Origin of the sequence: Rhodanobacter sp. 7MK24 (assembly GCF_014842995.1) — a bacterium.
In the GTDB taxonomy this organism is placed as follows: domain Bacteria; phylum Pseudomonadota; class Gammaproteobacteria; order Xanthomonadales; family Rhodanobacteraceae; genus Rhodanobacter_A.
This window is the reverse complement of the sequence record NZ_JACYXL010000013.1, coordinates 1-25648: the sequence shown is the minus strand read 5'-3', so window position 1 is coordinate 25648 and position 25648 is coordinate 1. Positions and strand designations below refer to the sequence as shown.

The 25648-nt window shown below is 64.4% G+C and carries 19 protein-coding genes; 15 read left to right on the top strand and 4 right to left on the bottom strand.

The window, feature by feature from the left end; all coding sequences use genetic code 11:
* Positions 1-256: 256 nt before the first annotated feature.
* On the top strand, positions 257-616 hold the full coding sequence (locus tag IHE49_RS16805; protein WP_343227597.1) for a DUF1304 domain-containing protein: 360 nt from the start codon (positions 257-259) through the stop codon (positions 614-616).
* 51 nt (positions 617-667) lie between these two features.
* On the top strand, positions 668-1012 hold the full coding sequence (locus IHE49_RS16800; protein WP_192160070.1) for a TfoX/Sxy family protein: 345 nt from the start codon (positions 668-670) through the stop codon (positions 1010-1012).
* A 41-nt stretch (positions 1013-1053) separates the two neighbouring features.
* Here the strand turns inward: IHE49_RS16800 and phnN are convergent, their stop codons facing one another.
* The 3 genes from phnN to phnF are packed head-to-tail and all read right to left on the bottom strand — an operon-like array spanning position 1054 to position 3025.
* Positions 1054-1641: a phosphonate metabolism protein/1,5-bisphosphokinase (PRPP-forming) PhnN gene (phnN, locus tag IHE49_RS16795; RefSeq protein WP_192160067.1), complete on the bottom strand. Its 588-nt coding sequence runs from the start codon at positions 1639-1641 to the stop codon at positions 1054-1056.
* Positions 1638-2294: a DUF1045 domain-containing protein gene (locus tag IHE49_RS16790; protein WP_192160065.1), complete on the bottom strand. Its 657-nt coding sequence runs from the start codon at positions 2292-2294 to the stop codon at positions 1638-1640. The genes phnN and IHE49_RS16790 overlap by 4 nt, the downstream gene beginning before the upstream one ends.
* A complete protein-coding gene (phnF, locus tag IHE49_RS16785) occupies positions 2294-3025 on the bottom strand; it encodes a phosphonate metabolism transcriptional regulator PhnF (RefSeq protein ID WP_192160063.1) in 732 nt (243 codons plus the stop codon). The genes IHE49_RS16790 and phnF overlap by 1 nt, the downstream gene beginning before the upstream one ends.
* A gap of 136 nt (positions 3026-3161) precedes the next feature.
* On the opposite strand from phnF, the gene phnG reads away from it, so the two are divergent.
* From phnG to IHE49_RS16735, 10 genes are all read left to right on the top strand, one after another.
* On the top strand, positions 3162-3608 hold the full coding sequence (phnG, locus tag IHE49_RS16780; RefSeq protein WP_192160061.1) for a phosphonate C-P lyase system protein PhnG: 447 nt from the start codon (positions 3162-3164) through the stop codon (positions 3606-3608).
* Positions 3608-4195 (top strand): phosphonate C-P lyase system protein PhnH, encoded by a 588-nt coding sequence (gene phnH, locus IHE49_RS16775; RefSeq protein WP_192160060.1) that lies wholly within the window; start codon positions 3608-3610, stop codon positions 4193-4195. Before phnG ends, phnH begins: the two co-directional genes overlap by 1 nt.
* Complete coding sequence (locus IHE49_RS16770) at positions 4196-5299, top strand: carbon-phosphorus lyase complex subunit PhnI (RefSeq protein WP_192160058.1); 1104 nt, start codon at positions 4196-4198, stop codon at positions 5297-5299.
* On the top strand, positions 5296-6129 hold the full coding sequence (locus tag IHE49_RS16765; RefSeq protein ID WP_192160056.1) for an alpha-D-ribose 1-methylphosphonate 5-phosphate C-P-lyase PhnJ: 834 nt from the start codon (positions 5296-5298) through the stop codon (positions 6127-6129). Before IHE49_RS16770 ends, IHE49_RS16765 begins: the two co-directional genes overlap by 4 nt.
* A complete protein-coding gene (phnK, locus tag IHE49_RS16760; protein ID WP_192160054.1) occupies positions 6126-6896 on the top strand; it encodes a phosphonate C-P lyase system protein PhnK in 771 nt (256 codons plus the stop codon). Before IHE49_RS16765 ends, phnK begins: the two co-directional genes overlap by 4 nt.
* Positions 6893-7594, top strand: coding sequence for a phosphonate C-P lyase system protein PhnL (gene phnL / locus IHE49_RS16755; RefSeq protein ID WP_192160052.1), 702 nt, complete (start codon positions 6893-6895; stop codon positions 7592-7594). The genes phnK and phnL overlap by 4 nt, the downstream gene beginning before the upstream one ends.
* Before the next feature lie 38 nt (positions 7595-7632).
* The gene (locus IHE49_RS16750; RefSeq protein ID WP_192160050.1) at positions 7633-8775 is read left to right on the top strand and encodes an alpha-D-ribose 1-methylphosphonate 5-triphosphate diphosphatase; all 1143 of its coding nucleotides are present in this window, start codon (positions 7633-7635) and stop codon (positions 8773-8775) included.
* 100 nt (positions 8776-8875) lie between these two features.
* Entirely contained in the window at positions 8876-9118 is a 243-nt protein-coding gene (locus tag IHE49_RS16745) for a hypothetical protein (RefSeq protein WP_192160048.1), read from the top strand.
* A gap of 128 nt (positions 9119-9246) precedes the next feature.
* Positions 9247-11889, top strand: a complete 2643-nt coding sequence (locus IHE49_RS16740; RefSeq protein WP_192160046.1) for a TonB-dependent receptor — start codon at positions 9247-9249, stop codon at positions 11887-11889.
* A gap of 94 nt (positions 11890-11983) precedes the next feature.
* A complete protein-coding gene (locus IHE49_RS16735) occupies positions 11984-13996 on the top strand; it encodes a tetratricopeptide repeat-containing sulfotransferase family protein (protein WP_192160044.1) in 2013 nt (670 codons plus the stop codon).
* A gap of 592 nt (positions 13997-14588) precedes the next feature.
* On the opposite strand, the gene IHE49_RS16730 is transcribed toward IHE49_RS16735, so the two are convergent.
* Positions 14589-15848 carry a DUF5690 family protein gene (locus IHE49_RS16730; protein ID WP_192160042.1) on the bottom strand — a complete coding sequence of 420 codons (1260 nt, stop codon included), beginning with the start codon at positions 15846-15848 and terminating at the stop codon, positions 14589-14591.
* A gap of 486 nt (positions 15849-16334) precedes the next feature.
* Between IHE49_RS16730 and IHE49_RS16725 the strand changes: the two genes are divergently transcribed.
* From IHE49_RS16725 to IHE49_RS16715, 3 genes are all read left to right on the top strand, one after another.
* On the top strand, positions 16335-18731 hold the full coding sequence (locus tag IHE49_RS16725; RefSeq protein WP_225578526.1) for an alkaline phosphatase family protein: 2397 nt from the start codon (positions 16335-16337) through the stop codon (positions 18729-18731).
* A 128-nt stretch (positions 18732-18859) separates the two neighbouring features.
* Entirely contained in the window at positions 18860-20104 is a 1245-nt protein-coding gene (locus IHE49_RS16720) for a cytochrome c peroxidase (RefSeq protein WP_225578525.1), read from the top strand.
* A 623-nt stretch (positions 20105-20727) separates the two neighbouring features.
* Positions 20728-25212 carry an RHS repeat-associated core domain-containing protein gene (locus IHE49_RS16715; protein ID WP_192160038.1) on the top strand — a complete coding sequence of 1495 codons (4485 nt, stop codon included), beginning with the start codon at positions 20728-20730 and terminating at the stop codon, positions 25210-25212.
* Positions 25213-25648: the final 436 nt, after the last annotated feature.

The following is a 25648-nucleotide window of genomic DNA, read 5'->3' as shown; positions in this document are numbered from 1 at the left end:
CTTGCGTGAAGTGGAGGCCATCCGGATGATTTTAGCTCGCGGGGGCGAGGGGCATGGCGTGATGCAGTCCTGGGAATGACAATGGAATCCATGGCTGTGCTGACCGGCGGGCGGTGGCGGTTATTCGCCGCAACCCCGAAGCATGGCCTGGCGCGTGCGCCGGCGATGCGTGGCGGCGGTCGCTTCATGGGGCGGGGAGCCTGCCGGCGGGTGCCGGCATGCGGTGACTGCATGTGTTGTCTGGAGACGGATCATGTTGGCGACAATTTCAGGCGTCGTGGTGGTTCTGGTGGCCCTGCTCCACGCCTATTTCCTCGTGCTGGAAATGTTCCTCTGGGACAAGCCGGCTGGCCGGAAGGCCTTCGGCCAGTCGAAAGAACAGGCGGCAGCCACAAAAACGCTGGCGGCGAACCAGGGTCTGTACAACGGCTTCATCGCCGCGGGACTGCTGTGGGGTGTGATCCGGGGTGCGGCGGGCTATGAGTTCAAGCTGTACTTTCTGCTGTGCGTCGTCGTCGCGGGCATCTATGGCGCCGCGACGGCGAGCCGCAAGATTCTCTATGTGCAGGCGCTTCCCGGTCTGCTGGCGCTGTTGCTGGTGCTTCTTTCGCATTGAGGACCGGCGGCATGCAACGCGATTCGATACAGGCTCGAGGTTCCCGCACGTATGGCCACTGACAGCGATTACATCGATTACGTGAGCGAGCAGGTCGCGCTTGGCGACCGGCTCACGCACAAGAAGATGTTCGGCGAGTACGCGCTGTACGTCGATGGCAAGGTGGTTGCCTTTGCCTGCGACAACAGCCTGTTCGTGAAGCCTTCCGCTGCGGCGGCGACGCTGGCGCCGGGGCTTCCGCAGCGGCCGCCGTATCCCGGTGCCAAGGACTATCCGGTGGCTGACGAGTTGCTGGACGATTCGGATGCGATCCGCCGCCTGTTCCTCGAGACGGCGGCACTGATGCCCGTACCGAAGCCGCGCAAGCCCTCGGCATCGGGCAAGCGCGGCAAGTAGCCCGCGTGCGATTGCGCCTGTGTTGGTTTCGGTGTGCGCCCTTATCCTGCCGATACGGGGGCGGAGGCATGTTGCCGTTCGACCTGCGAGTCGGGCCGGATCGCCTGCAGCAAACTTGAGCCGGCTTCCGCAAGGCAACCGTCGTTGTGGATGACGATGCTGTCCGGCGGAACCGGATAGGTATCCAGGCGTGCGATGCGCGCGGCGATCTCGGCTTCCGATTCGCGCCCGCGAGCGGCGAGGCGGAGCGCGATCGTTTCCGGGCTCGCGGTAATCAACACGGGGTGCAAGGCGGGAAACCGCTCGCAAGCCAGCGCATACGCACCGCGCGAGCCGTTTACCAGCACATCGGCACCGCGCGTCAACCAATGCCTCACTTCGCTGCCGATACCGTAATGCAGGCCGTGGGCTTTCCAGGTCAGTGCGAACAGGCCGCGCTGCTCGCGCGAGCGGAATTCCGCCACGCTCAGCGCAATATGGTTCTCGCCGCCGGCGTGCGCGGGCCGGGTGATGTAGCGGTGCGCGCACAACACGCCAAGCGGCACGCCGTGTTCTCGCACCCACGCCAGCACGCTGTCCTTGCCCGCGCCGGATGGACCCATCACGTAATACAGGCGGCCCGTGCTCATGCCGCCGCTCCCGTGCCGAGGGGAATCCGTTCGAGCGGCTCGAACGGTTGGTCGGGCGCTTTTTCCTGGCAGAGGGTGAGCGCGTCGATGCGCGCGACCGGGCGGTCGGCCAGCCTTGGCGCAAACCATGCGCGCATCGCCTGCGTTTCGGTTTCGCTGGCCGGCGCGGATACCGTCATGTGGAAGCGATAGCGATCGAGCACGTAGGGATAGCCGTACTGGCGGAACAGCGCGAGCTCCGCTGCGTCGAGGTGTGGCGCACGCCGCTGCCAGGTAGCCTCGCTGTTCGGCGCGCGCAGCGGGTTGAGGCGGCGCACGCATTGATCGGCCAGGGTGTGGACGTCTTGCTCGTCGTCATGCGGCCGCAGCGCGAGAAAGCCCGCGAGATGGTCCAGTTGCATGGCAAGTTCGATGACGCTGGCGTGCCGCGCGATATCGGCGACCTCGCGGCGCAGCTCGTCGTAGCCGGCCGCTTCGGCCAGGGCGAACGGCGCGCACAGCGTGGCGTGCCAACCGTAGCGGCGCACGTTGGCGGTCAAGGTGCGCCAACGCTCTGGCGCGATGCCCGCGATGTGTCTGGCGGACAGCCATTCGCGCCCGAGCGCGTCCAGTCCGCTGCCCGCGGGCGGGCAGAAATACACGGCATAACGCATCAGTGGCCTGCCATCAGCACGAGTTGCACCCAGTCGCCGGAGAAGCGCGTGATGCCGTATTGCACAGGCATGCCGCGCGTGTCGACGTTGATCGATTGCACGTGGAGCACGGGCCGGCTCGCCGGCTGCTTCATCAGGCGTGCAGTGTGGGCGTCGGGCAGGCGTGCGGAAACACGGGTGTGTTTGCGCTCGTAGTCGGCCACGCCGAATTCGGCCAGCGCGCGGGTGACCGAGCGCAGCCGGCGGTACACGGCGGGGAAGTCGGGAAAGCGTGCGACGGGGAAGTAGGCGGTGCTGTAGTCGACGACATGGCCGTCGGCATGGTCCAGCGTTTCGATGCGGTAGACGTATTCGTGGCGGCCCAGGCCCAGTGCCTGGGCGACCTTCGGCGGCGCGATCTCGCGCGCTTCCTCCAGGAACTCCATGTCGGCTTCGACATTGAGGTTGCGCATGTTCTGCGCGAAGCGCGTGCGGCGGCTGATGAGGTAATCCATCGTCTGCTCCTGCACGAAGCTGCCGCGTCCCTGCTCGGTGCGCACCAGGTTGCGTTCCTCCAGCGCGGCGATCGCGCGGCGCACGGTGTGGCGGTTGACGTCGAAGCGTGCGGCCAGCTCCTGCGCCGACGGCAGTTGCGCGCCCTGGCGCGGCTGCCCCTTGAGGATCTCCGACGCGAGGATGCCGCTGATCTGGCTCCACAGCGCGACGCCACGTCCGCGTTCGATTTCGCTCATACCACGTCCTCAACCTGTCTATTCACCGTCATGGCAACGGCACGCTGGCCTGCTGCAATGACTCACCAGTGGCGCCATGCAGGCGCCGCCGCCTGTCTAGATAACTAGACATTTGTGACAAGCCGAGGAACACCCGATGGACACCTCCCCCCACCTGGCGCGCCCGCACTGGATGTCGCTGCTGGCGCAGGCCGATCCGGCCGAGCTGGTGCAGGCGATGGGCGCCTTCGCGCCGCCGGCCGACACCGCATGGCTGCGCCCGGCGCAGACCGGCCTGTACATGTTGCGCGGCCGCGTTGGCGGCACCGGCCCGCAGTTCAATTTCGGCGAGGTCACCGTCACCCGCTGCAGCGTGCAGGCCGGCGGCCACATCGGCCATGCCTGGGTGCGCGGCAGCGATACGCGCCACGCCGAGCTGGCGGCGCTGGCCGATGCGATGCTGCAGGATGCCGACAGGCATGCGTCGTTGCGCATGCAGGTGGTCGAACCGCTGCGCCGTGCGCTGGACTGTCGTCGCGACGAGGCGAGCCGCAAGGCCGCCGCGAGCAAGGTGGAATTCTTCACCGTGGTACGGGGCGAATGATGCTGGCCGCCTTTGCCAATCCCGTGTTTGACAGCCAGAGCAACTTCCGCGAACTGCTGCAGGCGATGGCGCGCCCAGCCGTGCCGCGCACGCTGCCGGTATTGCCGCCCGCACCCGCGCCGGCCGCACCGGCCGCGATGGCGATCGTGCTGACGCTTTGCGATGCGACCACCTCCGTGTGGTTGCAGCAGCCGGAAGACGAGGTGGTCCGCCACCTGCGCTTCCATGCCGGCCTGAAGCTGGCGGACCGGCCGCAGGATGCCGACTTCGCGCTGATTACCAATCCCGCGTCGATGCCGCCGCTGGATGCGTTTGCGTGTGGCGACATGCGTTACCCGGATCGCTCCGCCAGCCTGATCATCCAGTTGGCAGCGATAAATCCCGTTGCCGCGGGTGGGGCAGGCAACACGTTCGCCGGCCCGGGTATCCGCGACACCGAAACCGTCGCCATCGACGGCTTGCCTGCCGACTTCTGGCAGCAACGTGCCGCACTGGCCGCGCTGCTTCCGCTCGGCATCGACCTGTTCTTCGTCGCCGGGCAGCAGGTACTTGCCCTGCCGCGCACGACACGCCTGCTGGAGGGCTGAATGTACGTTGCCGTGAAAGGCGGCGAGCAGGCGATCGCCCGCTCGCTGGAATTGTTGGCCGAGGCGCGTCGTGGCGACACCGCCGTGCCCGAACTGGAGCTTGCGCAGATCCGCGGGCAGCTGCGCCTGGGCGTGGCGCGGGTGATGCAGGAGGGCTCGTTGTACGACGAGGAGCTGGCCGCGCTGGCGATCCGCCAGGCCGCCGGCGACATGCTGGAAGCGATCTTCCTGCTGCGCGCCTATCGCACCACCTTGCCGCGCTTCGGCTACACGCTGCCGCTGGACACCACCGCGATGCGCGTACGCCGCCGCGTCTCGGGCACCTTCAAGGACATTCCGGGCGGGCAGGTGCTGGGCCCCACCTACGACTACACGCAGCGCCTGCTGGATTTCGATGCTGCGGTCGCGGCAGAAGTGGCGCCGGCCGATGTGCCGTTGCCGTCGGACATGCCGCGTGTGCTGGACCTGCTGGACGCGGAAGCGCTGATCGAGCGGATCGAACCCGGCAGCGATCCGGAACCGGTCGACCTCACGCGCGAACCGCTGATGTTCCCGGCCGACCGTGCGACCCGCCTGCAGAACCTGTCGCGCGGCGACGAAGGCTTCCTGCTCGGCATGGCGTATTCGACCCAGCGCGGCTATGCCGAAAGCCATCCGTTCGCGGGCGAGATCCGCATGGGCGAAGTGGACGTGCGGATCTGCCCGGAAGAGCTGGGCTTCGCCATCGAGATCGGCAGCATCGTGCTGACCGAATGCCAGATGATCAACCAGTTCCACGGCGGCAACGGCGTGCCGCCGCAGTTCACCCGCGGCTACGGCCTGACCATGGGCGAAGGCGAGCGCAAGGCGATGGCCATGGCGCTGGTGGATCGCGCGTTGCGCTGCGACGAGCTCGCCGAACCGAACCATGCGCCCGCGCAGAACCAGGAGTTCGTGCTGTCGCATTCGGACAGCGTGGAAGCCTCCGGTTTCGTGCAGCACCTGAAGCTGCCGCATTACGTGGATTTCCAGGCGGAGCTGTCGCTGCTGCGCACGCTCGCGGCACAGCACGCCACGGATGCCGAGGAGCAGCCCCTGAGCGCAGCGGGTGGGCAGCGGTCATGACCTACAACTTTGCTTTCCTCGACGAAGACACCAAGCGCATGTTGCGCCGCGCGCTGCTGAAGGCCGTGGCCATTCCCGGCTACCAGGTGCCGTTCGGCAGCCGCGAAATGCCCTTGCCGTACGGCTGGGGCACCGGCGGCATCCAGGTCACCGCGGCCCTGCTCGGGCCCGATGACGTGCTGAAAGTGATCGACCAGGGCGCGGACGACACCACCAATGCGGTGAACATCCGCCGCTTCTTCCACCGCGTCGCGGGCGTGGCCACCACCGAGCACACGGCAGAGGCCACCCTGATCCAGACCCGCCACCGCATTCCTGAAACATCGCTGCGCGAAGATCAGATCCTTGTGTTCCAGGTGCCCGAGCCCGAACCGCTGCGCACCCTGGAGCCGCGCGAAGCCGAGACGCGCACCCTGCATGCGCTGGCCGATTACGGATTGATGCACGTGAAGTTGTACGAGGACATTGCCCAGTATGGACACATTGCCACCAGCTACGACTATCCCGTGCTGGTCGACGGGCGCTTCCTCACCTCGCCGTCGCCGATCCCGAAGTTCGACAACCCCAAGCTCGACCGCTCGCCGGCCCTGATGCTGTTCGGCGCGGGACGCGAGAAGCGGCTCTACGCGATCCCGCCGTATACGAGCGTGGAAAGCCTGGCCTTCGACGACCATCCGTTCGAGATCCAGCGCTGGGAGCAGCAGTGCGAGCTGTGCGGCTCCGGCGAAAGCTATCTGGACGAGGTCGTCGTGGACGATCGCGGCACGCGCATGTTCGTCTGCTCGGATACCGATTTCTGCAGCGGCCACCGCATGGAGGCGCAAGCATGAGCGCGCTGCTGCAAGTACGCGGGCTGGGCCGCCGCTACGGCCAGCGCATCGGCTGCGAGGACGTGAGCTTCGACCTGCACCCGGGCGAGTTGCTGTGCATCGTGGGCGAATCGGGTTCGGGCAAGTCGACCCTGCTCAATACGGTGGCCGCGCAACAGGCACCATCTTCCGGTTCGGTGCGCTATCGCCAGCGCGGCGGTGGCTGGCTGGAACTGGGTGCGCTGGGCGAGGCCGACCGCCGCCGTCTGGCGCGCGAGGAGTGGGGTTTCGTCACGCAGAATCCGCGCGACGGCTTGCGCCTCAACGTGAGTGCCGGCGCCAATGTCGCCGAACGCCTGATGGCGCTGGGAATGCGCAATTACAGCCAGTTGCGCGGCATCGCGCGGGGCTGGTTGGAGCGGGTGGAGATCGATCCCGCGCGCATCGACGACGCGCCAACCAGTTTTTCCGGCGGCATGCAGCAACGCCTGCAGATCGCGCGCACCCTGGTGACGCAGCCGCGGCTGGTGTTCATGGACGAGCCGACCGCCGGTCTCGACGTATCGGTGCAGGCGCGCATCCTCGACCTGCTGCGCCGGCTGGTGAACGAGCTGGGCCTGGCCGCGGTGATGGTGACGCACGACCTGGCGGTCGCCCGCCTGCTCGCCGCCCGCACCCTCGTGATGCAGGGGGGGCGCGTGGTCGAAACCGGGCTCACCGACCAGATCCTCGACGACCCGCAACATCCCTACACGCAATTGCTCGTTTCCTCGGTACTGACGACATGACCGCTGCCCTGATGCTCGAACTGCGCGACGTTGGCAAGTCGTTTGAACTCCACCACCAGCACGGCGCGCGCCTGGACGTGCTGCGCGGGCTGGACCTGCGCCTGCACGCGGGCGAATGCGTGGTGCTGTCTGGCCCCTCCGGCGCGGGCAAGAGCACGCTGCTGCGCGTGATCTACGCCAACTACCGCGCAAGCTTCGGCGCGGTGCATGTGCGCCATGCCGGGCGCTGGCTCGACCTGGCCAGGGCCATGCCGCACGAGGTACTGGACGTGCGCCGCCATACGTTGGGTTACGTCAGCCAGTTCCTGCGCGTGATTCCGCGCGTGCCTGCGCTGGACATCGTCGCCGAGCCGCTGCTGCAGGCCGGCATGGACGAACGGGAGGCGCGCCAGCGCGCCGGCAACTTGCTGCACCGGCTGAACGTGCCAGAGCGCCTGTGGCTGCTGCCGCCGGGCACTTTTTCCGGCGGCGAACAGCAACGCGTGAACATCGCGCGCGGCTTGATCGTGCGCCGACCGATCCTGTTGCTGGACGAACCTACCGCGTCGCTGGATGCCGCGAACCGCGACGTGGTGGCGCAGCTGCTTGCCGAAGCGCGCGCCGACGGTTCGGCAGTGCTCGGCATATTCCACGACGAAGACATGCGCGACCGCGTCGCCACGCGCCTGTTCCTCATGCAGGCGCTCGAAGCTGCCTGATCCCTTTTGAACCTGCGGACCTTTGCGTCGAGACCACCATGAACGATTTAGCTTTGACCAATGCGCGCATCGTGCTCGACGATGGCGTGATCCACGGCACCCTGATCGCCCGCAACGGCATGATCCGGCTGGTAGAAGAAGGATCGACGCAGGCGCCGAACGCCATCGACTGCGAAGGCGACTACGTCGTCCCGGGCCTGATCGAACTGCACACCGACAATCTCGAAAAACACCTGATGCCGCGCGCCGGCGTGCTGTGGCCATCGATCCCGGCGGTGCTGACGCATGACGCCCAGGTGGTGGCGGCCGGCATCACAACGGTATTCGACGCGCTGTCGGTGGGCGACGTGGAAGAGGAAAGCGTGCGCATCGACACCTTGCGCAGCACCTACGACGCCATCCTCGAAGGCCAGGCCACCGGCGCGCTGCGCGCCGACCACTGGATCCACCTGCGCTGCGAACTGGCCTATCCGCGCCTGCTGGAAACTCTGGAACCGCTGATGGACCATGGCAGCGTGCGGCTGGTCTCGCTGATGGACCACACGCCGGGCCAGCGCCAGTACCGCGACCTCGCGCAATACCGCAAGTACTACAGCAAGAACCACATGACCTGGACGGAAGACGAGTTCGCCGACGTGGTGAAGCGCCGCACCGAACAGCAGGCGCACTACAGCGCCCGGCATGAAAGCGCCGTGCTGGCCATGGCCCACGGCCGCGACGTGGTGCTGGCCAGCCACGACGATACCGACGCGCGGCAAGTGGAACACGCACAACGCATCGGCGTGACGATCTCCGAATTCCCGACCACGCAGGAAGCCGCCGATGCGGCGCATGCCCATGGACTCACCACGATCATGGGCGCGCCGAATGTCGTGCGCGGCGGCTCGCACTCCGGCAATGTCGCGGCGCTGGAGCTGGCGCGTACCGATCGCCTGGACATGCTGTCGTCCGACTACGTCCCGGCCAGCCTGCTGCACGGCGCCTTCCTGTTGCATGCGCAGGCCGGCTGGTCGATGCCCAGGGCGATGGCGACGGTGAGCCGCAATCCGGCGAAGGCACTGGGCTTCAGCGATCGCGGCTCGCTGAAGGCCGGCATGCGCGCCGACGTGGTGCGCATGCGCGAGGTGGGTGGTTTGCCAATCGTGCGCAATGTCTGGGTGGGTGGGCAGCGCGCTTTCTGACCCGGTTACCTCGCCGGTCTTGCAGGCGGCATGAATGCCGCGGGCCGTTTTCGAATGCTTCGTCCGATGTATCGAAAGCGGTGGATGACGGCAAGCCGGAATGGGCATCGTGAAAAAAGCAGGGATCAAACCCTGCTTTTTCATTTTCGATCGTCCCGTCCGCACGCATCGCTTTTCAGGACAACAGCGGATCACCGGCCCGTGCGAGCAGTCACGCGACACCAATCACGTCGCGCAATTTCATGCGCGCTTCCACCCGAAGCGCGTGCCCTCGTTCGCGTGCGCGAAAGATCTCCCGCAGCCGTGCGCATTCGCGAAGCCATGCACGCCGGCAAAGGCATAGACAGCCGACGAACTTGGCTAGGCCAAGTCACAGGCGTTTCATCGCCGTTCCCTAGCCTTCCCCGGGTTGCAGCATCAGGCCTTTGCGCCGGCACTTTTCCGTTAATACACCCTTGAGGGGATGCCATCTTGAAGATCAATCCAATCACCTGCGCGGTATTGGCCGCGCTCGCGGTCAGTCGCGTGTCCTACGCCGACACCACCACGCCTCCCGCCCCGGCGACTCAGCCGGCTACCGCGTCCGCCAACGCCAACGCGGCCAACACGCCCAGCGCGGCCAACGCAGCCACGCTCGGCACGGTCAACGTGACGGCGCAGCACACGGTGCAGGACATCCAGCAGGTGCCGATCACGATCCAGGCATTCACCGGCGCCACGCTGCAGCAGATGAACGTCCAGGACTTCCAGGACGTCATCAAGTACCTGCCCAACGTGACTTTCGCGACCAACGGTCCGGGCCAGGGCAACATCTACATGCGCGGCCTCAGCACCGGTTTCCTCGGCAACCAGTCCAGCGCATCGATTGCACCGTTCCCGAACGTCGCGGTGTACCTCGACGACCAGTCGATGCAGTTCCCGGCGCGCAACCTCGACATCTACATGGTCGACATGGAGCGCCTCGAGGTGCTCGAAGGCCCGCAGGGCACGCTGTTCGGCGGCGGCGCCGAGGCGGGTGCCGTGCGCTATATCACCAACAAGCCCAATCTCGACAAGGTCAGCGGCAGCGCCGAGGCCAGCGCCGGCGCCACGGCCGGCGGCGGCCCGAACAATTCGGCCAACGCCGTGCTGAACTTCCCGATCATCCCCGGCACGCTCGCCGTGCGCGGCGTGATCTACAACGATCATCAGGGCGGCTACATCGACAACGTGCCGAGCACCTACACGCGCCAGTCCACCGATGGCGGCGGCGCGATGGCGCCTTACGTGGCCGCCGGCAGCGCAGCGGGCACCAACAACTATTCCGTGGCGCAGAACAACTGGAATCCGGTCGACTACCAGGGCGCACGCCTGTCCGCGCTGTGGAAGATCAACGACGACTGGAACTTCCTGATCGCCGAGAGCTACCAGAACCTGGACGCGAACGGCCAGTCTTCGACCTACCCGACCGGCACGGACGGCCAGAAGCTCGGCACCGACCAGATCACCTCGTTCGTGCCGGCCTGGAACAACGACCATTTCACCAATACCGCCTGGACCTTGAACGGCCAGATCGGCGACCTCTCGCTGGTGTACACGGGCGGATACACCAATCGCCGCATCAGCGAGCAGCAGGATTACACCAGCTACTCGCGCAGCGCGGGCGGCATGTACTACCAGTGCACCGGCACTTCGGCCGGCCTGTCCAGCGCCGGCAAGCCGATCTGCTATTCGCCGGTCGGCTACTGGAACGACCACGTCAACAGCACGCACCAGAGCCACGAGCTGCGTCTGATGACGCCGGAAGACGGCCGCCTGCGCGCCATCGGCGGCCTGTACTACGAAGATTTCAACATCAACGACCGCATGGATTTCAACTACAAGACGATCCCGTCCTGCACGCCGGCGAACCTCACCGCCGCGCTGGCCGGCGGCTATCCCTGCGTGGCCGATGCGGAGTCGTCGCCGGGCATCGTCATGCCCGACAACACCGCGTTCGGCGAAGTCGAGAAGCGCGGCTACAAGCAGGAAGCGGTGTTCGGCTCGGTGTCGTACGACATCGTCCCGGACGTGCTGACCGTGACGGCCGGCACGCGCTACTACCACTACTCCGAGTGGCAGACCGGCACGGAGTTCTACACCACCGCCGCGCAGGTCAACGTGCCCAACGGCACCTACGTGGGCAACGACTCGGTGATGAACTACCACCAGGATTACCACGGCTTCAAGAGCCGCGCGAACCTGCTGTGGAACATCACGCCGGACATGATGCTGTACTACACCTTCTCGCAGGGCTTCCGTCCGGGCGGCTTCAACCGCACCACCTCCGAGGTGGCCAAGCTCGACGGCGTGCCGCAGTACAAGAAGCCGACCAGCTACGCGCCCGACACGCTGACCAACAACGAGATCGGCTTCAAGTCCACCTTCTTCGACGACCGCCTGCTGCTCAACGCCTCGATCTACGACATGCGTTGGAACAACGTGCAGATGCAGTTCTTCAACCCGCTGGTGCTGGGCAACACCACCTTCGCGGTCAACGGGCCGAACTACAAGGTGGACGGCGGCGAACTGCAGTTCCAGGCGCGCATCACCGACGGCCTGTCGCTGATGGGCTCGGCCTCGCTCAACCATGCCAAGCAAACCAACTCGCCCTGCCTGGTCGACAACATTCCAGGCTCGGCCGCCTACAACTCCTGCATCGTCGCCACCGGCGCGGCAGGCGCGGTGTCGTCCTTCGCCAACCCGTTCGGCGAAGTGGGCAGCGTGCCGGCCTTCTCGCCGCGCTCGCAGTACAACCTGCGCCTGCGCTACGACTGGACGCTGGCGGGCGACTACAAGGCGTTCTGGCAGGTCGGCGCCAGCCACATGGGTTCGATGTACAACCAGCCGGCCACCTACCCGAGCGGCGATGGCGTGACCGACATCACCACGGTGGAGCTGCGTTACCTGCAGGCCGCCTATACCACCTACGACGCGTCGATCGGCGTGGCCAAGGACAACTGGAACATGTCGATCTTCGGCACCAACCTCGGCAACAGCCACGCCAGCACGTTCACCTCGTCGGCCGAGTTCATCGAGTCGCAGGTGCCGATCCATCCGCGCGTGATCGGCGTGAAGGTGGGCTTCAAGTTCTGACCTGCTTGTCTCCCCGGGCAGGAAAGTAGAATTGGGGTGGGCGCAAGCCCACCCCGTTTTTTTAAGGTCGTATTCTTTGAGGTTGTATTCCGTCATGAATGCCAAGGCAGCCGATCCGCTTCCGACCTCGGCGGAACACGCCATCCGGTGTGCGCAGCAACTGCAATCGGAAGGACGCTACGCGGAAGCCTTGCAGGCAGCCGAAGCGCTTGCCGCGGAGATGCCGGAGCATCGCGACGTGCTGTACCTCATCGCCAGGAGCCAGCGCTACCTCGGCATGACCGATGCGGCGCTGCAGACGCTGGCGCGGATGGAACAGTGGCATCCCCACTTCAGCCGTCTGCACGAGGAGCGGGGCCACTGCTACGTCGTCAAGCGCGATGCGCCTGGTGCGATCGACGCCTTGCTGCGCGCGGTCAACACCAATCCCGCGTTGCCCTCGAGTTGGAACCTGCTTGAAGGCCTGTACCGAATGACCGGCGACGCCGCCAACGCAACGACCGCCGGTGCGCATGTCGCGACACTCAAGAAACTGGCGCCCGAAGTAGTCCGCGCCACCAGCCTGTTCTCGGACGGCGACCTCGAGCACGCCGAGCACACCATCCGTCCCTACCTGCTGCGGGTCGGCAACGACGTGGAAGGCATGCGCCTGCTCGCGCGCATCGGCCTGGCCCGCGAGGTGCTCGACGATGCCGAGATTCTGCTCGAAGCCGTGCTCAAGCTGGCACCCGACTACCACATGGCACGCTTCGACTACGCACAGGTACTCTTCGCGCGGCATCTGTACCAGCGGGCCTGCGAGGAAACGGAAAAGCTGCTCGCCATCGATTCCGAACATCTCGACTATCGCGCGCTCTACGCCAGTGCGAGCGTAGGCCTTGGCGAACACGAGCGCGCCATCGCCCTGTACCGCGAGCTTCTGCGCGACATGCCGGGCGCGGCCGACCTGCACCTGTCGCTCGCGCATGCGCTGAAAACGCAGGGGCAGCAGGCCGAGGCCATCGAGGCCTACCGTGCCGCCACGGCGGCGCGCCCCGACTTCGGCGATGCGTATTGGAGTCTCGCCAACCTCAAGACCTATCGCTTCTCGGACGACGAGATCGCGCGCATGCGCAGCGGGGAAGCTTCGCCGGCCACGGCGCTCGCCGACCGCCACCACCTGTGCTTCGCCTTGGGCAAGGCGCTTGAGGATCGTGGCGACCATGTCGGATCGTGGCAGCACTACGAACGCGGCAATGCGCTCAAGCGCTCCGAGAGCGGTTATCGCCCAGAGATTTTCGAGACGAATACGCGCAAGCAGATCGAAGTCTGCACGCGCGAATTTTTTGCCGGCCGCGCGGGCGCCGGCGATCCGAGCGCGGACCCCATCTTCATCGTTGGCCTGCCGCGCGCAGGCTCCACGTTGATCGAACAGATCCTCGCCTCGCACTCACAGGTCGAGGGCACGCAGGAACTGGGCGATATCCCGCGCATCGCGCTCGACCTGCAGGGGCGCGATCCCGACCTCGACGATCCCCGCTATCCCGGCGTGCTGGCCGACCTATCGTTCGACGAATTCCGCAGGCTGGGCGCGAAGTATCTCCACGACACGCGTGTCTACCGCAGCGGCAAGCCGTATTTCATCGACAAGATGCCGAACAACTTCCGGCACCTTGGCCTGATCCACCTGATGCTGCCCAACGCAAAGATCATCGATGCGCGGCGCGAGCCGATGGCCTGCTGCTTCAGCAATTTCAAGCAGCTTTTCGCCAGCGGCCAGGAGTTCACCTACAGCATCGAGGACATCGCGCGTTACTACCGTACCTACCTCGAGCTGATGCGGCATTGGGACGCGGTGCTGCCGGGGCGTGTGTTGCGCGTGCATCACGAGGACGTGGTGGACGATCTGGAAGGCAGCGTGCACCGCATCCTGGATTTCTGCGGGTTGCCGTTCGAACCCGGTTGTCTGGAATTCCACAAGACCGCGCGCAGTGTGCGCACGGCGAGTTCCGAGCAGGTGCGGCGGCCTATTTTTCGCGATGGCATTGGCCAGTGGACGAACTATGCCGCTGAGCTGGCTCCGCTCAGGGAGATGCTTGGCGATGCGCTGGTGCGTTATCGCGAGTGATGGTTGTCATTCGCTGGCGCTTTGGTTGTCACTAATTACAGAGCGGCTTCGGCCGCCTGCCGGCGCCCGAGTCACTTCTCTTTGCTGGCCCACGCCACCGCAGGAGCAGTGGCGAACGGCGAAGCCGACCCGAAGGGCGGAGGGCAGGATGCCCGGAGTCAGGAGAAGTAACCCGGAGAAACGGTCTGGTTCGATCCGCCCGAACTACCAGCGGGCTATGTCGAGGGTATGGGAACTGCTCCCGCCTACACGATAGACGGCACGTCCACGCCGCGCCGTATCTGGGAACTGAGGGCCAAATGAAACCGGCTTCTCATATGCTCGTCATTCCGGCGTAGGCCGGACAAGCGCAGCGCGTAGAACGCCCGAAGGGCGGCCTCGGAGGGGTGAGGGTAGCGAATCATCCGGTGGCGAAATGGCTCGGACTCGCGCGGCCGCTATTGGATATCGGCTTGCTGTTGTGCAACGTCTTCAACCAGAGCTGCGAGGAGTAAGGCATTCATTTCAGCTCTTCCTCGTGCCTTCCTGGCTTGCATGCAAACGACTCAGCGCGAGGTGCTCGGAGTTCGAAAAGCTCCAGAACCGTTATGCCTCAAGCCGCCGCCGGCAGCGCCACAGGTACCTTCGCGCGTCGCGCCTTCTCGTAGAAGTAGAGCGCCGACACCAGGGTAATCAACATGCCGATGCCCGACAGTGTCATCACCGTGTCGGCGTAGAACGATGCCCACGAAAGGTGCATGCCGCCGAATTCCTTCACCAGGATCACCAGCACGCTGCCCATGTATCCGCCGCTGTCGGCGATGTACATCATGAAGCCCACGTTGCCGGTGACGCGGAACGTCGCCAGCATGCGCTCGAAGAACGTTGCGTTGTATGGCACGTAGGCCAGATAGAGACCGAAGCCGCTGAAACCGACCCAGCCCACCGGATCGATCATGCCGTGGCGGTGCAGCCAGGTCGAAAAGACGGCGATGGCGAAGCCGCCGAAGATCAGCGCGTGGTTGAGCATCAGCGCGCGGAGGTTGTCGCGCACGGCCATGGTGAAGGCGGTGATGATCAGCACGGCGATGGCGATCGGCACCTCCGTTTCGGTGAACACCGAGGCGTCGCCGCCGCGCCCGAGGTCGGCCCAGATCTCCGCCGCGAAGTTGTCGCGGAAATCGCGTGTCACCGTCAGCGCCACGTAGGCCATCACGATCATCGCGATGCCGGGCAGGAAGCGCGCCAGGAACGCGCGCCGCGCCGCCGAGTCCATGGGAATGCGCACGCTGCGCGCCGCGATATCGGCGGCATCGGGTACAGGCAGGTGTTCGAGTACCCACGTGGCCACGCAAAGCGGCGCGACGAACGCGGCCCCGGTGGCGAACGGCATCCAGAATTCGCTGACGTGGCAGCTCACCATCAGCCAGGTGCCCACCGACTTCACCACGCCCGATCCGACGATGAAGCTGGCGCACATGCATGCGCCCATCAGCTCCGTGCCGCGGCGACCTTCGAGGTAGCCGAAGATCACGCCCCATACCATACCCAGCGGCAGCCCGTTGAGAAAGAGGAAGGGGATGTTCCATGGCGCGGGAACCAACGCGAAGCCGAGCAGGGCGAGCCACGAAAAGCCGATCAACCCTGCCAGCGTGCGTGCGCGGCGCTGGCGCTGGATTTCCGCGATCCAGGTGATTCCGCGCACCTTGCTGAGCATGTAGCCCATCACCTGCGCGATCACCAGCCACACTTTGTAGTCCACGCCGGCGAGGTGCATGCCTTCGAACGTGGCGGCCGTGAACGGCTTGCGGAAGGCGTACATCGACGCATACGCCAGGAATGCGGCGCTGCCCGCCACCAGGTTGATCGTCATGGGATGACGGCGAATACGCGACAAGAACGACACGAGAGCCACCCGAAGCCAGCCGATCAGGCAATGTCGGAAGCGTGACGGGCGCGGGTTACAGTCGCGTGGCGGCGGCTAGCTGCCCGGGCGGCTCGGTCTAGGCCGCGATTTCTTGCAGCCATGGCGTGGTGGATGGATGGCCGCAGGCGGATCGCGCACACTCTTCCAATGTGCATGGCAGATGACAGCTTGCCGCCAAGTAGCGGATGGGTGCGCACCGTGCCATGCCGCGGTCACGTGGACGCAAGCGGAGTTTCACAAAGCCTGACCAGCATGACGACCCTCCGCCGCCATGCTTGCGATAGGGTGGTCCGTGATGGACCGCGTGGGGAGCTTCGGGTTGCGCCCGGACGCGAGCATGCATGACCGTTTCCACCGTGCATCCGCCGCCGGCCCCGTGCCCCGCGGCGGATGTCCATTCGCCTGCCGAGATCGCCGATGAAGCGTTGCCTGTTGTCACTCGCCCTCCTGCTGTCGCTGACCGCCTGTCACCCGCAAGCCGTTCGAAGCCATGTCGCCGTCGACGGCGCCGTCGGTGGCGCGGTGCCGATGGTTGGCGTGCCGGTTACGGCAACGGATCATGCGGGTCGCCGCGTGGTGTCCGTGGTGACGGATACACAGGGCCGCTTTTCGTTCGTCCTCGATGGCGTCGGCCCCTTCGTGCTGACCGCGCCATCTGGCGATGACGATGGTGCGCCGGCCACCTTGTCCGCGGTCTTCTCGCCCGCGGCGGGGCAGGCATCGGCCGTGGTGAACCTCGATCCGGTCACCACGCTGCAAACCCAGCGTGCCTTGGGCGCGGTGCTGGACGGCGCACCGGATACGGTGCAGATGGCCGGCCTCGATGCCGCGCGCATCGCCAATGCGGACAAGGATGTCGCCGGTGTGCTCGCGCCGCTGTACGCGGCGTTCCATGTGCCGGCCGATGCGGCGAATGATAGTGCCGGCGGCACGTCGTCCCATGCCGATGCCGGCAATCCATGGACTGCGTTGTTCTCGGTCGTCCACTTCGACATGCGCCATGGCACCGTCGGCGTGGGCAGCGATGCCGACCGCGCCGTCGTCTCCGTTCCCGCGCAAGGCGTGCCGTCCGCGGCGGTGCCGGCGCGTGCGGCCGCTTCGGCGCTGGCCCTTGCACAGGGAGCGACCACCACGCCGATCCAGCACGTCATCGTGGTGATCGGCGAGAACCAGACCTTCGATGGCCTGTTCGGCGGCTACGTGCCGGCGGCCGGGCAATCGGTGAAGAACCTGCTGTCCGAAGGCATCATCAAGGCCGACGGCACGCCCGGACCGAATTTCGCGCTGGCCGCGCAGAGCAAGGGCACGCCGTCGCAGGCCTACACCCTGCAGCCGGAACGCGCGGGCAGTTACGCCACACTGCCGCAGCCGCTGCAGATCGGCGAAATGGATCCGGTCACTTTCGAGAACGCTGTCGGCACGCCGGACGCGCGCTTCCCCGGCAACCTCCCCAACGGCCCGTTCCAGATCACCCGCTACGTGCCGTACCGCGACGCCGGCAAGGACGGCCTTGCGGCCACGGTGGTGACCGGCGATCCGGTGCACCGCTTCTTCCAGATGTGGCAGCAGACCGGTGGCGACAACGCGCGGCTCGACATGTTCACCTGGGTGGCGGCGAACACCGGCATGGGCGGCGACACCAAGGGCGTGAGTCCGGCCAACCCGGCGCAGGGCGGCGAGCTGATGGGCTTCATGAACATGTCCGCCGGCGACGCGCCGTTGTTCCGATCGCTGGCTCAGCACTATGCGCTGAGCGACAACTACCACCAGTCCATCATGGGCGGCACCGGCGCCAACTTCTTCGCCATCGCCACGGCGGACGCGCCGTTCTTCAACAAAGATGGCCAGCTCGCCGTGCCGCCGGCCAACCAGATCGAGAATCCGGACCCGATGCCGGGTACGCCGAACTTCTATACCCGCGACGGCTATTCGGGCGGTTCCTACGTGGACTGTTCCGATCCGAAGCAGCCCGGCGTGGCCGCCATCCGCGCCTTCCTCGACGCGCGGCACATCCCCAGCAAGTGCGCGCCCGGCGCCTACTACCTGGTGAACAACTACAACCCCGGCTACGACATGGACGGCCGGCCGGAACCGATCGGCCCGGACAACTACACCTACCCGCCGCAGACCGTGCCGACCATCGCCGAGGCGCTGGCGAAGCGCGGTGTGAGCTGGAAGTGGTACACCGGCGGCCGCGACACAGCCGACGTCGCCGCGGAAGCATCCGCATGGCACGTATCGGTGGCGAAGGCGCAGATGCTCCAGTACAACAATATCGGCGATCCGCTGGTGGCGTCGTCGAAGGTGATGGGCGATCCAACGCTGAAGTCCGGCCTTGCCGGCCTCGCCACGCTCGACAGCGACCTCGCCCACCACACGTTGCCGGCGGTGTCCTTCGTGGTGCCGAAGGGTTTCGACAGCGGCCATCCGGGCTATTCGGCGCCAGCCAGCTACGAAGCCTTCCTCAAGGACCTGCTGGCCAAAGTGCAGGCCGATCCGGCGCTGTGGGCGCACACCGCGATCCTCATCACCACCGACGAAGGCGGCGGACACTTCGACACCGGCTACATCCAGACGGTGGACTTCTTCGGCGACGGCCCGCGCATCGCGATGCTGGCGGCCTCTCCTTACGCCCGCAAAGGCGTGGTCGATCACGCATACGGCGATCATGCCTCCATCCTGAAATTCATCGAACGCAACTGGCGCCTGCAGCCGCTGTCGCCGCGCAGCCGCGACAATCTGCCGGATCCGGTGACCAAGGTGGGTCATCCGTACCGACCGATCAACGGTCCGGCGGTGGACGACCTGATGTCGCTGTTCCAGTTCTGAGCAGGTATCGCGCCGCGGGCGGCGGGCGCGCATTGGGCTAAGCCATGCAGGGTGGGCGGATAAAGAAACCTCGCAACGGACCCGGTTGGATTAGGGTCGTCGCTGTCGTGGTGCTGGCGATTGCCGCCATGGGCATCGCCGGCGTGGGCCTTCCGGCATCAGCTCGCGAACACGCGACTGCATCGACGGATGCGGCACGCGATGCCGCCATTCGCCAATGGGTGCGTTACCCGCCCGTGCCGTCGCAGTTGAGTCCGCAGGCGGAAGTAGGGCGACGGCTGTTCTTCGACACGGCCCTGTCCGCCTCGGGGCGCACGTCCTGCGCCAGCTGCCACGACCCCGCGCATGCCTATGGGCCGCCGGATGGACGCGCCGTGCAGCCCGGCGGCCGGGACCAGCACCACGCGGGCACGCGCGCGGTACCCTCGCTACGCTACCTGGACAATACGCCGCTGTTCAGCCTGAACTATTTCACCCCCGGCTCCGAAGACGCCGAATACGAAGGGCCTACGGGCGGCTTCGGTCGCGACGGCGCAGCGGCCTCGCGCCGGCAACAGGCGGCCAACCCCTTGCTCGATCCGGACGAGATGGCCAATGCGACGCCTGCGGCCGTGGTCGTCGCGGTGCGCGACGGCGTGTTCGCGCATCAGTTCGAACAGGCCTTCGGCGCAGATGTATTCGAACATCCGCGTCAGGCGTTCGACGACATCGGTGCAGCGCTGGAAGCTTTCCAGATCGAAGACCCGAGCTTCCATCCCTACACCAGCAAGTTCGACGCGGTGATGTCGGGCCATGCCCACTTCACCGCCCAGGAGTTGCACGGCTACGCCCTGTTCAACGACCCGAAGAAAGGCAACTGCGCCTCCTGCCACATCGATGTGCCGGGACCCGGCGGGAGACCGGCGGCGTTCACTGATTACTCCTACGAAGCACTGGGCGTGCCGCGCAACCGGGCGATTCCGTCCAATCGCGATCCGCGCTACTACGACCTGGGCCTGTGCGGCCCCAAGCGGAAGGATCTCGCCACGCAGACGCAGTACTGCGGCATGTTCAAGACACCAACGTTGCGCAACGTCGCTACGCGCCAGGTGTTCTTCCACAACGGCTATTTCCACACGCTGGACGCGATGATGCATTTCTACGTCGAGCGCGACACCGATCCGCGTAAGTGGTACCCGGTGGTGGGCGGCAAGGTGCGGAAGTTCGACGACCTGCCGCTGCGCTATCGTGGCAACGTCGATCACAGCGATGCACCGATGGATCGTGAGCCGGGCGACAAGCCTGCGCTCGACGCGCGTGAGATCGCCGACGTAATCACCTTCCTTGGCGCGCTGGATGATGGCTATACGGCCAAGGCTGGTGGGGCGCCGTGATCGGTGACATCTTGCTTGGGAGGTGAGGGGTGTCGCATTCGTGAGAGGAATCGATTGTCCCTGGCGCCATTTTTTAGTACTTCGGAAACAGCTGTCAGCCATTCTGTTAATGCCTGACCATTGCGCTATGAATCCTCTGCCTATCGTGATGGTGCGGACCACCATCTTTAGTAGATGGCGTGAGGCAAGCAGGGGCGTCGCAAGAATTTCCTTGTTGACGTGAGACACCATGTGCCATTAGTTCTAAAAGGGCGCTGCGTGCAATGCGTGGCCTCAAAGGGACAATTCGATGTGAGCACGTTGGCAAGGGAGCTGCCTGTGGGTATCGAAGTGTGGGTTGATCGGAGAGCAGGAAGTGCGCGGACCGCTGGAAGCGATCCGGATCGACCCGGCAGGCGGTCGCAGCGGGTATGTGGCCGGCGGTGTGTAACGCATAGAACCAGCCGTACCCGCGGAGTGTCGCGGTGTCGTCCTCGTCATCACCGGATCTCGTTTGCTGGCCATGCCATGGATGCCGCGGACCACAAAGTACTTCGGGTTACTCAAATTAGGTCATTGACGATGACACGGCTCATGTGCCGTGCATGCCTGCCGTTTCAGAACCTTTCTAGGGATGAAGGTGTATGACGCGAACCAAGGTACGTCTGGGGTTCCTTGTCGGGCTGTTTCTGTGCATTGCTATGCATGCCGCTTCCGCGATGGCTCAAAGTGGGTGTATTCCGACTGATTGGCCAACCTACAGCGACGCCGAATCAACCTGTCAGACTAGTTTGGCTGAATTTGCCAGCACACCACACAACGCAAACATACCCACTTCGGGTTGCTACGTATGTTGTCTTTCATGGAACAATCCCTCGCACACTGTGCTCATTGGCGCTTGGGTATTTAACTTTTATAACCAAAACATTCCCGATAACAGTGTCCATGGTTATGGTAATCAGTGGGCCTGCCAGATGCCCTTTACGTTGCCCTCAGCGCCCGGAAAAGCTAATGGCGCTCCAACCTGTGGCGCTTGTGTTGGTGATCCCATCAATGTGGGTTCCGGGAATGTTTATCGGCGTGAAGAAGATTTCCATAATGGCCGTTGGTTGAGGTTCGACCGCTACTACAACAGCGACCCTAGTGCGGCAGCGGATACATTCGGCCCTCATTGGCGCCACTCCTATTCCAGCCGTATCGACGGTGGTACAACGGGAACCAGTGTGGTCACCGTCACGCGCGAGGATGGTCGAGCCAGTACCTATTCCTTGGTCAATGGCGTGTGGGTGGGCGACGCCGATGTCCCTGACACATTGTCCGAAGCGACTGACGCCAGCGGCAATCTCGCTGGCTGGACGCTATGGCGTGCCGATACGCGAAGCACCGAGCAGTTCAATGCCACCGGTCAATTGACTAGCGTCCAGGATCAGGACGGGTTCATTACGACGCTGACCTACAGCACCGCGAGTACACCTAGCGCAGTTGCGCCGAGCGCCGGTCTCCTTATCGCGATCACCGACCCCTCGCAGCGGTCGATCCAGCTGACCTATAACGGCAGCGGCTGGATCAACCAGGTCGAAGCGCCGGATGGATCCATTTACGCTTACGCATACGACGCTTCGGGTGATCTCGTCACGGTGACCTACCCGGACAGCAAGGTGCTGACCTATCTCTACAACGAGTCGGCCTACAGCGGTGGGGCCACCACGCCTGCTCTTCTCACCGGCGTCGTCGACGAAAACAATGTCCGATATACCACCTACAGCTACAACGCTTCCGGACAGGCCACCGCCGATCAATTGAGCGGCGGCGTGGCCTCCTACGCAATTACCTACAACAGCGATGGCTCGGCTGACGTGGTCGATCCATTGAACACCTCACGCCACCGCACGTTCACCACGATCATCGGTGTGCCCCACGTCACCGGACTCAATGGCACGTGCGAATCCTGTTCACCCATCAGTGCATGGATCTATGACGCCAACGGCAACCCCCAACAAGCTACAGACTTCAACGGAAACGTCACCGCGACAACCTATGACGCCAATGGTCTGTTGGATCAACAGATCGACGCCTCAGGCACGAGCAGCCAGCGAACCACCACTACCACCTGGAACACGACGCTACGCGTGCCGCTGACGCGTGTGGTGCAGGATGCTTCCGGCAACACGGTCAGCACCACCCAATGGGTCTACAACGCCTCGGGTCAAACGCTGGCCCGCTGCGCCATCGACCCCACCAACAGCGCGGCCTCGGGTTACACCTGCAGCGCCACGGGTACGGTACCGGCCGGCGTCCGCCGCTGGACCTACACCTACTGCACGGCTGTCGACACCGTGCAATGCCCTCTCGTGGGCCTGCTACTGACGGCCACCGGACCCCGCACCGATCTCACGCAAACCACCACCTACAGCTACTACCTGACGGCCAGTGCAGTGAACTGCGACACGCCTGGTGCCGCCTGCTACCAGCCCGGCGACCTGCATACCATTACCGATGCATTGGGCCACGTCACCACCATCGCCTCCTACGATGCCGACGGTCGCGTCACACGAGAGACTGATGCCAACGGTGTCAACACTGATATGACCTACACGCCGCGCGACTGGTTGGCCACCCGCACGGTAGGCGGTGCGCAAACCGCCTTCACCTACACCCCCTACGGTGCGATACAAACCGTTACCGATCCCGATGGCGTCACCACCACCTACGGTTATGACGCAGCTCACCGCCTCACCAAGATCACCGACGCTCTCGGCAACTACATTCAGTACACCCTCGACGCCGCCGGCAATAAGACGGGTGAACAGGTGTTCGACAGCAGTGGCACTGTGCACAGGAGCCAGAGTCGCACTTTCAACACCTTGGGTCAGCTCACTATGGTGGTGGATGGCCTCAACCAGACCGTCTTCAGCGCCAGTGCCAGCGGGAGCTACGACGCCAACGGCAACCTGATCCAGAGCAGCGATGCCCTGGGTATTCAGCGCCAGCAGGGCTACGACGCCCTGAACCGGCTGGTGCAAACGATCGACAATTACAACGGCACTGATACCGCCACTCGAAACACCACCACGCAGTACACCTACGACAGCCTGGATCGCCTCACACAGGTCACCGATCCCAGCAACCTTGCCACGAGCTACAGCTACGACGGGTTGAGCGACGCCACGGGTCAGGTCAGCCCGGACACTGGCACCACTGCCCGGACTTATGACGCGGCCGGCAACTTGTCGAGCCAGACCGATGCCCGCGGCGTGCTGACCAGCTATACCTACGATGCGCTCAATCGCCTGACCGGCATCACCTATCCGGCCGAGCCCGCGCTCAACGTCACCTACACCTACGACCAGGCCACGCCGATCAGTGGCTGCCCCAGCAGCTTCAACATTGGCCACCGCACTGGCATGACCGACGCCTCGGGTACCACCGCGTGGTGCTACACCAACCAAGGCGACATTCGCGAAGTGCGGCAGGTCATCAATGGCGTCACGTACCTGCACGGCTATGCCTATAGCCCCGGGCGACGCCTGACTTACCTTCAGTACCCCTCCGGCTTCGAGCTGAAGTATGGGTTCGACAGCGGTGGCCGCGTAGCCACCGTCGGTTACCTGCAGCAACCCGGCCCGTACGGCAGCTATACCAGCAACACGCTGACGCCGCTGATCACGGGTGTCACGTACCTGCCCTTTGGGCCGGCAAGCGGTTACACCTATGCTCAGGGCGGCCAATCGGTCACGCGCACATACGACGCGAACTATCGGTTGACGGACAGCGTGGGCAGCGGGCTGGCGCTGCACTTCCTGCGCGATGCCAAGGGGCGCATCCAGGCCGAAGGCAACGCCGCCGGCGCGACTCCGGCCAATGAAACCTACCAGTACGATCCGCTCGACCGCCTCACCACCGTGCTGGACGCCAACGGCAACCTGGAAGAAGGGGTGACCTACGACGCCACGGGCGACCGCCTCAGCAAGACCACGCCGCAAGGGATGCAAAGCTACGTCTATAGCCCCGGTACGCATCAGCTCATCGGCGTCGGCGGTGCAACGCGCACGGTGGATGCGGCCGGCAACACCACGGCGCTGACAGATCCCAACGGTACATTGGTGGGCCTCGGCTACGACAACAGCAACCGTCTCACAACCGTCACTAGCGGCGACGCCACTATCGCTAGCTATCAGTACAACGGTGAAGGCCAGCGCGTATGGCGCACCATCACAACGCCGAGCGTGGGGCAGGCGGCCACGGTGTACGACCCGGCGGGTAGTGGCAACCTGTATGGGGAGTACTTCGCGGCGAATTATCGCGAATACGTGTACCTCAACGGCGTAGTGGTGGCGAGTGCCACGAACGCAGGCGAGAGCGCCCCCGGCATCAACTACCTGTATGCCGATCATCTGGGCACGCTGCGGGCGGTACGCAGCACGGCCGGCACGACGATCTACACATGGCCGTGGCAGAACAATGTGTTCGGGGAGCAGTCGGCGAGTGTGAACAGCCCGTTCTATCTGCGGTATCCGGGGCAGTACTACGATGTCGAAACGGGCCTGAATTACAACGTCAACCGCGACTACGACTCAAGCACGGGACGCTACATCGAGTTTGATCCGCTGGGGTTGAGGGCCGGGCCGAATGGGTATGCCTATGTCGGCGGAAATCCGATAAGTAATATCGATCCGTTGGGCTTGGAGTCGCCCAAGGCGGCATGTGGTGGCGGCCCTGGGACATATGCGTACTCCATTTGTGGAGATCCGCCGCCGAGTAGTACAAATTGTGGATGCGCAAGATTACCTGACTACGATCAATTTCAACTTGATGTATACGTCTTTTCCATAAGTGCTACTTATACAAAATATGGTGATATATTTTTGGGTGGCGGCTGGAACCGCGGTTACCCGAAACCAACTGGAGTGGGTGTAAGTATTGCCTCGGGATGGTTATTGAAGTGCAACCCAACTCAAAGCCAGCTCAACGCTTTTCTTTCGGGTCCCTCAGGAGGTTTTTCCGCATATGCTGGGTTTGGGGGAGGGGTTAGCACGAATGCTTCAGGCACAGCAGTCACCGCTGGGGTTGGTGCAGGTGTCAGCGTTGGCGGTAGTAATAATTGGTATCAAGGAAATTACTTGCAGTGATTTATGAAAATATGGCCAAAATATAAAATATTCTCATACAAGCGGATTCCTATCTTCGGAGAAGATGAGGATGGCCCACGCGTTCGCCCATGGTTGCGTATTGTGGTTTGCCTAGTTGTTGTGCTGGTGTGGCTTTACATAATATTTGTGAAGTTGTAGCTGGCAACGACGAAACATTGGGGCCAGGCTTACTTCCTCAATAGGGATGCCTTGTCGGCGCGTCGAGCAAAAAGCTCGGCGTTTCGAGCTTTTATCTCGGCGGCCCGAGCTGTAGGACTCGGAGCGCCGAGTTATTTGTGAAGCGTCCTCGTTGATTCGAGCCAGTCGGAAGTAGAGTTTCCCCACCAAGGAGCTCTGCATGAAGAAGTCGAAGTTCAGCGAGGAACAGATCGTCCGGATCCTCAAGGAGGTCGAGGCCGGCGCGAAGGTGGCTGAG

What these genes read in the sequence shown, in the direction of transcription:
- IHE49_RS16800 (WP_192160070.1), top strand. Translation starts at nt 668, where the DNA reads ATGGCCACTGACAGCGATTACATCGATTACGTGAGCGAGCAGGTCGCG.
- phnN (WP_192160067.1), bottom strand. Translation starts at nt 1,641, where the DNA reads ATGAGCACGGGCCGCCTGTATTACGTGATGGGTCCATCCGGCGCGGGC.
- IHE49_RS16790 (WP_192160065.1), bottom strand. Translation starts at nt 2,294, where the DNA reads ATGCGTTATGCCGTGTATTTCTGCCCGCCCGCGGGCAGCGGACTGGAC.
- phnF (WP_192160063.1), bottom strand. Translation starts at nt 3,025, where the DNA reads ATGAGCGAAATCGAACGCGGACGTGGCGTCGCGCTGTGGAGCCAGATC.
- phnG (WP_192160061.1), top strand. Translation starts at nt 3,162, where the DNA reads ATGGACACCTCCCCCCACCTGGCGCGCCCGCACTGGATGTCGCTGCTG.
- phnH (WP_192160060.1), top strand. Translation starts at nt 3,608, where the DNA reads ATGCTGGCCGCCTTTGCCAATCCCGTGTTTGACAGCCAGAGCAACTTC.
- IHE49_RS16770 (WP_192160058.1), top strand. Translation starts at nt 4,196, where the DNA reads ATGTACGTTGCCGTGAAAGGCGGCGAGCAGGCGATCGCCCGCTCGCTG.
- IHE49_RS16765 (WP_192160056.1), top strand. Translation starts at nt 5,296, where the DNA reads ATGACCTACAACTTTGCTTTCCTCGACGAAGACACCAAGCGCATGTTG.
- phnK (WP_192160054.1), top strand. Translation starts at nt 6,126, where the DNA reads ATGAGCGCGCTGCTGCAAGTACGCGGGCTGGGCCGCCGCTACGGCCAG.
- phnL (WP_192160052.1), top strand. Translation starts at nt 6,893, where the DNA reads ATGACCGCTGCCCTGATGCTCGAACTGCGCGACGTTGGCAAGTCGTTT.
- IHE49_RS16750 (WP_192160050.1), top strand. Translation starts at nt 7,633, where the DNA reads ATGAACGATTTAGCTTTGACCAATGCGCGCATCGTGCTCGACGATGGC.
- IHE49_RS16745 (WP_192160048.1), top strand. Translation starts at nt 8,876, where the DNA reads ATGGGCATCGTGAAAAAAGCAGGGATCAAACCCTGCTTTTTCATTTTC.
- IHE49_RS16735 (WP_192160044.1), top strand. Translation starts at nt 11,984, where the DNA reads ATGAATGCCAAGGCAGCCGATCCGCTTCCGACCTCGGCGGAACACGCC.
- IHE49_RS16730 (WP_192160042.1), bottom strand. Translation starts at nt 15,848, where the DNA reads ATGACGATCAACCTGGTGGCGGGCAGCGCCGCATTCCTGGCGTATGCG.
- IHE49_RS16720 (WP_225578525.1), top strand. Translation starts at nt 18,860, where the DNA reads ATGGGCATCGCCGGCGTGGGCCTTCCGGCATCAGCTCGCGAACACGCG.
- IHE49_RS16715 (WP_192160038.1), top strand. Translation starts at nt 20,728, where the DNA reads ATGACGCGAACCAAGGTACGTCTGGGGTTCCTTGTCGGGCTGTTTCTG.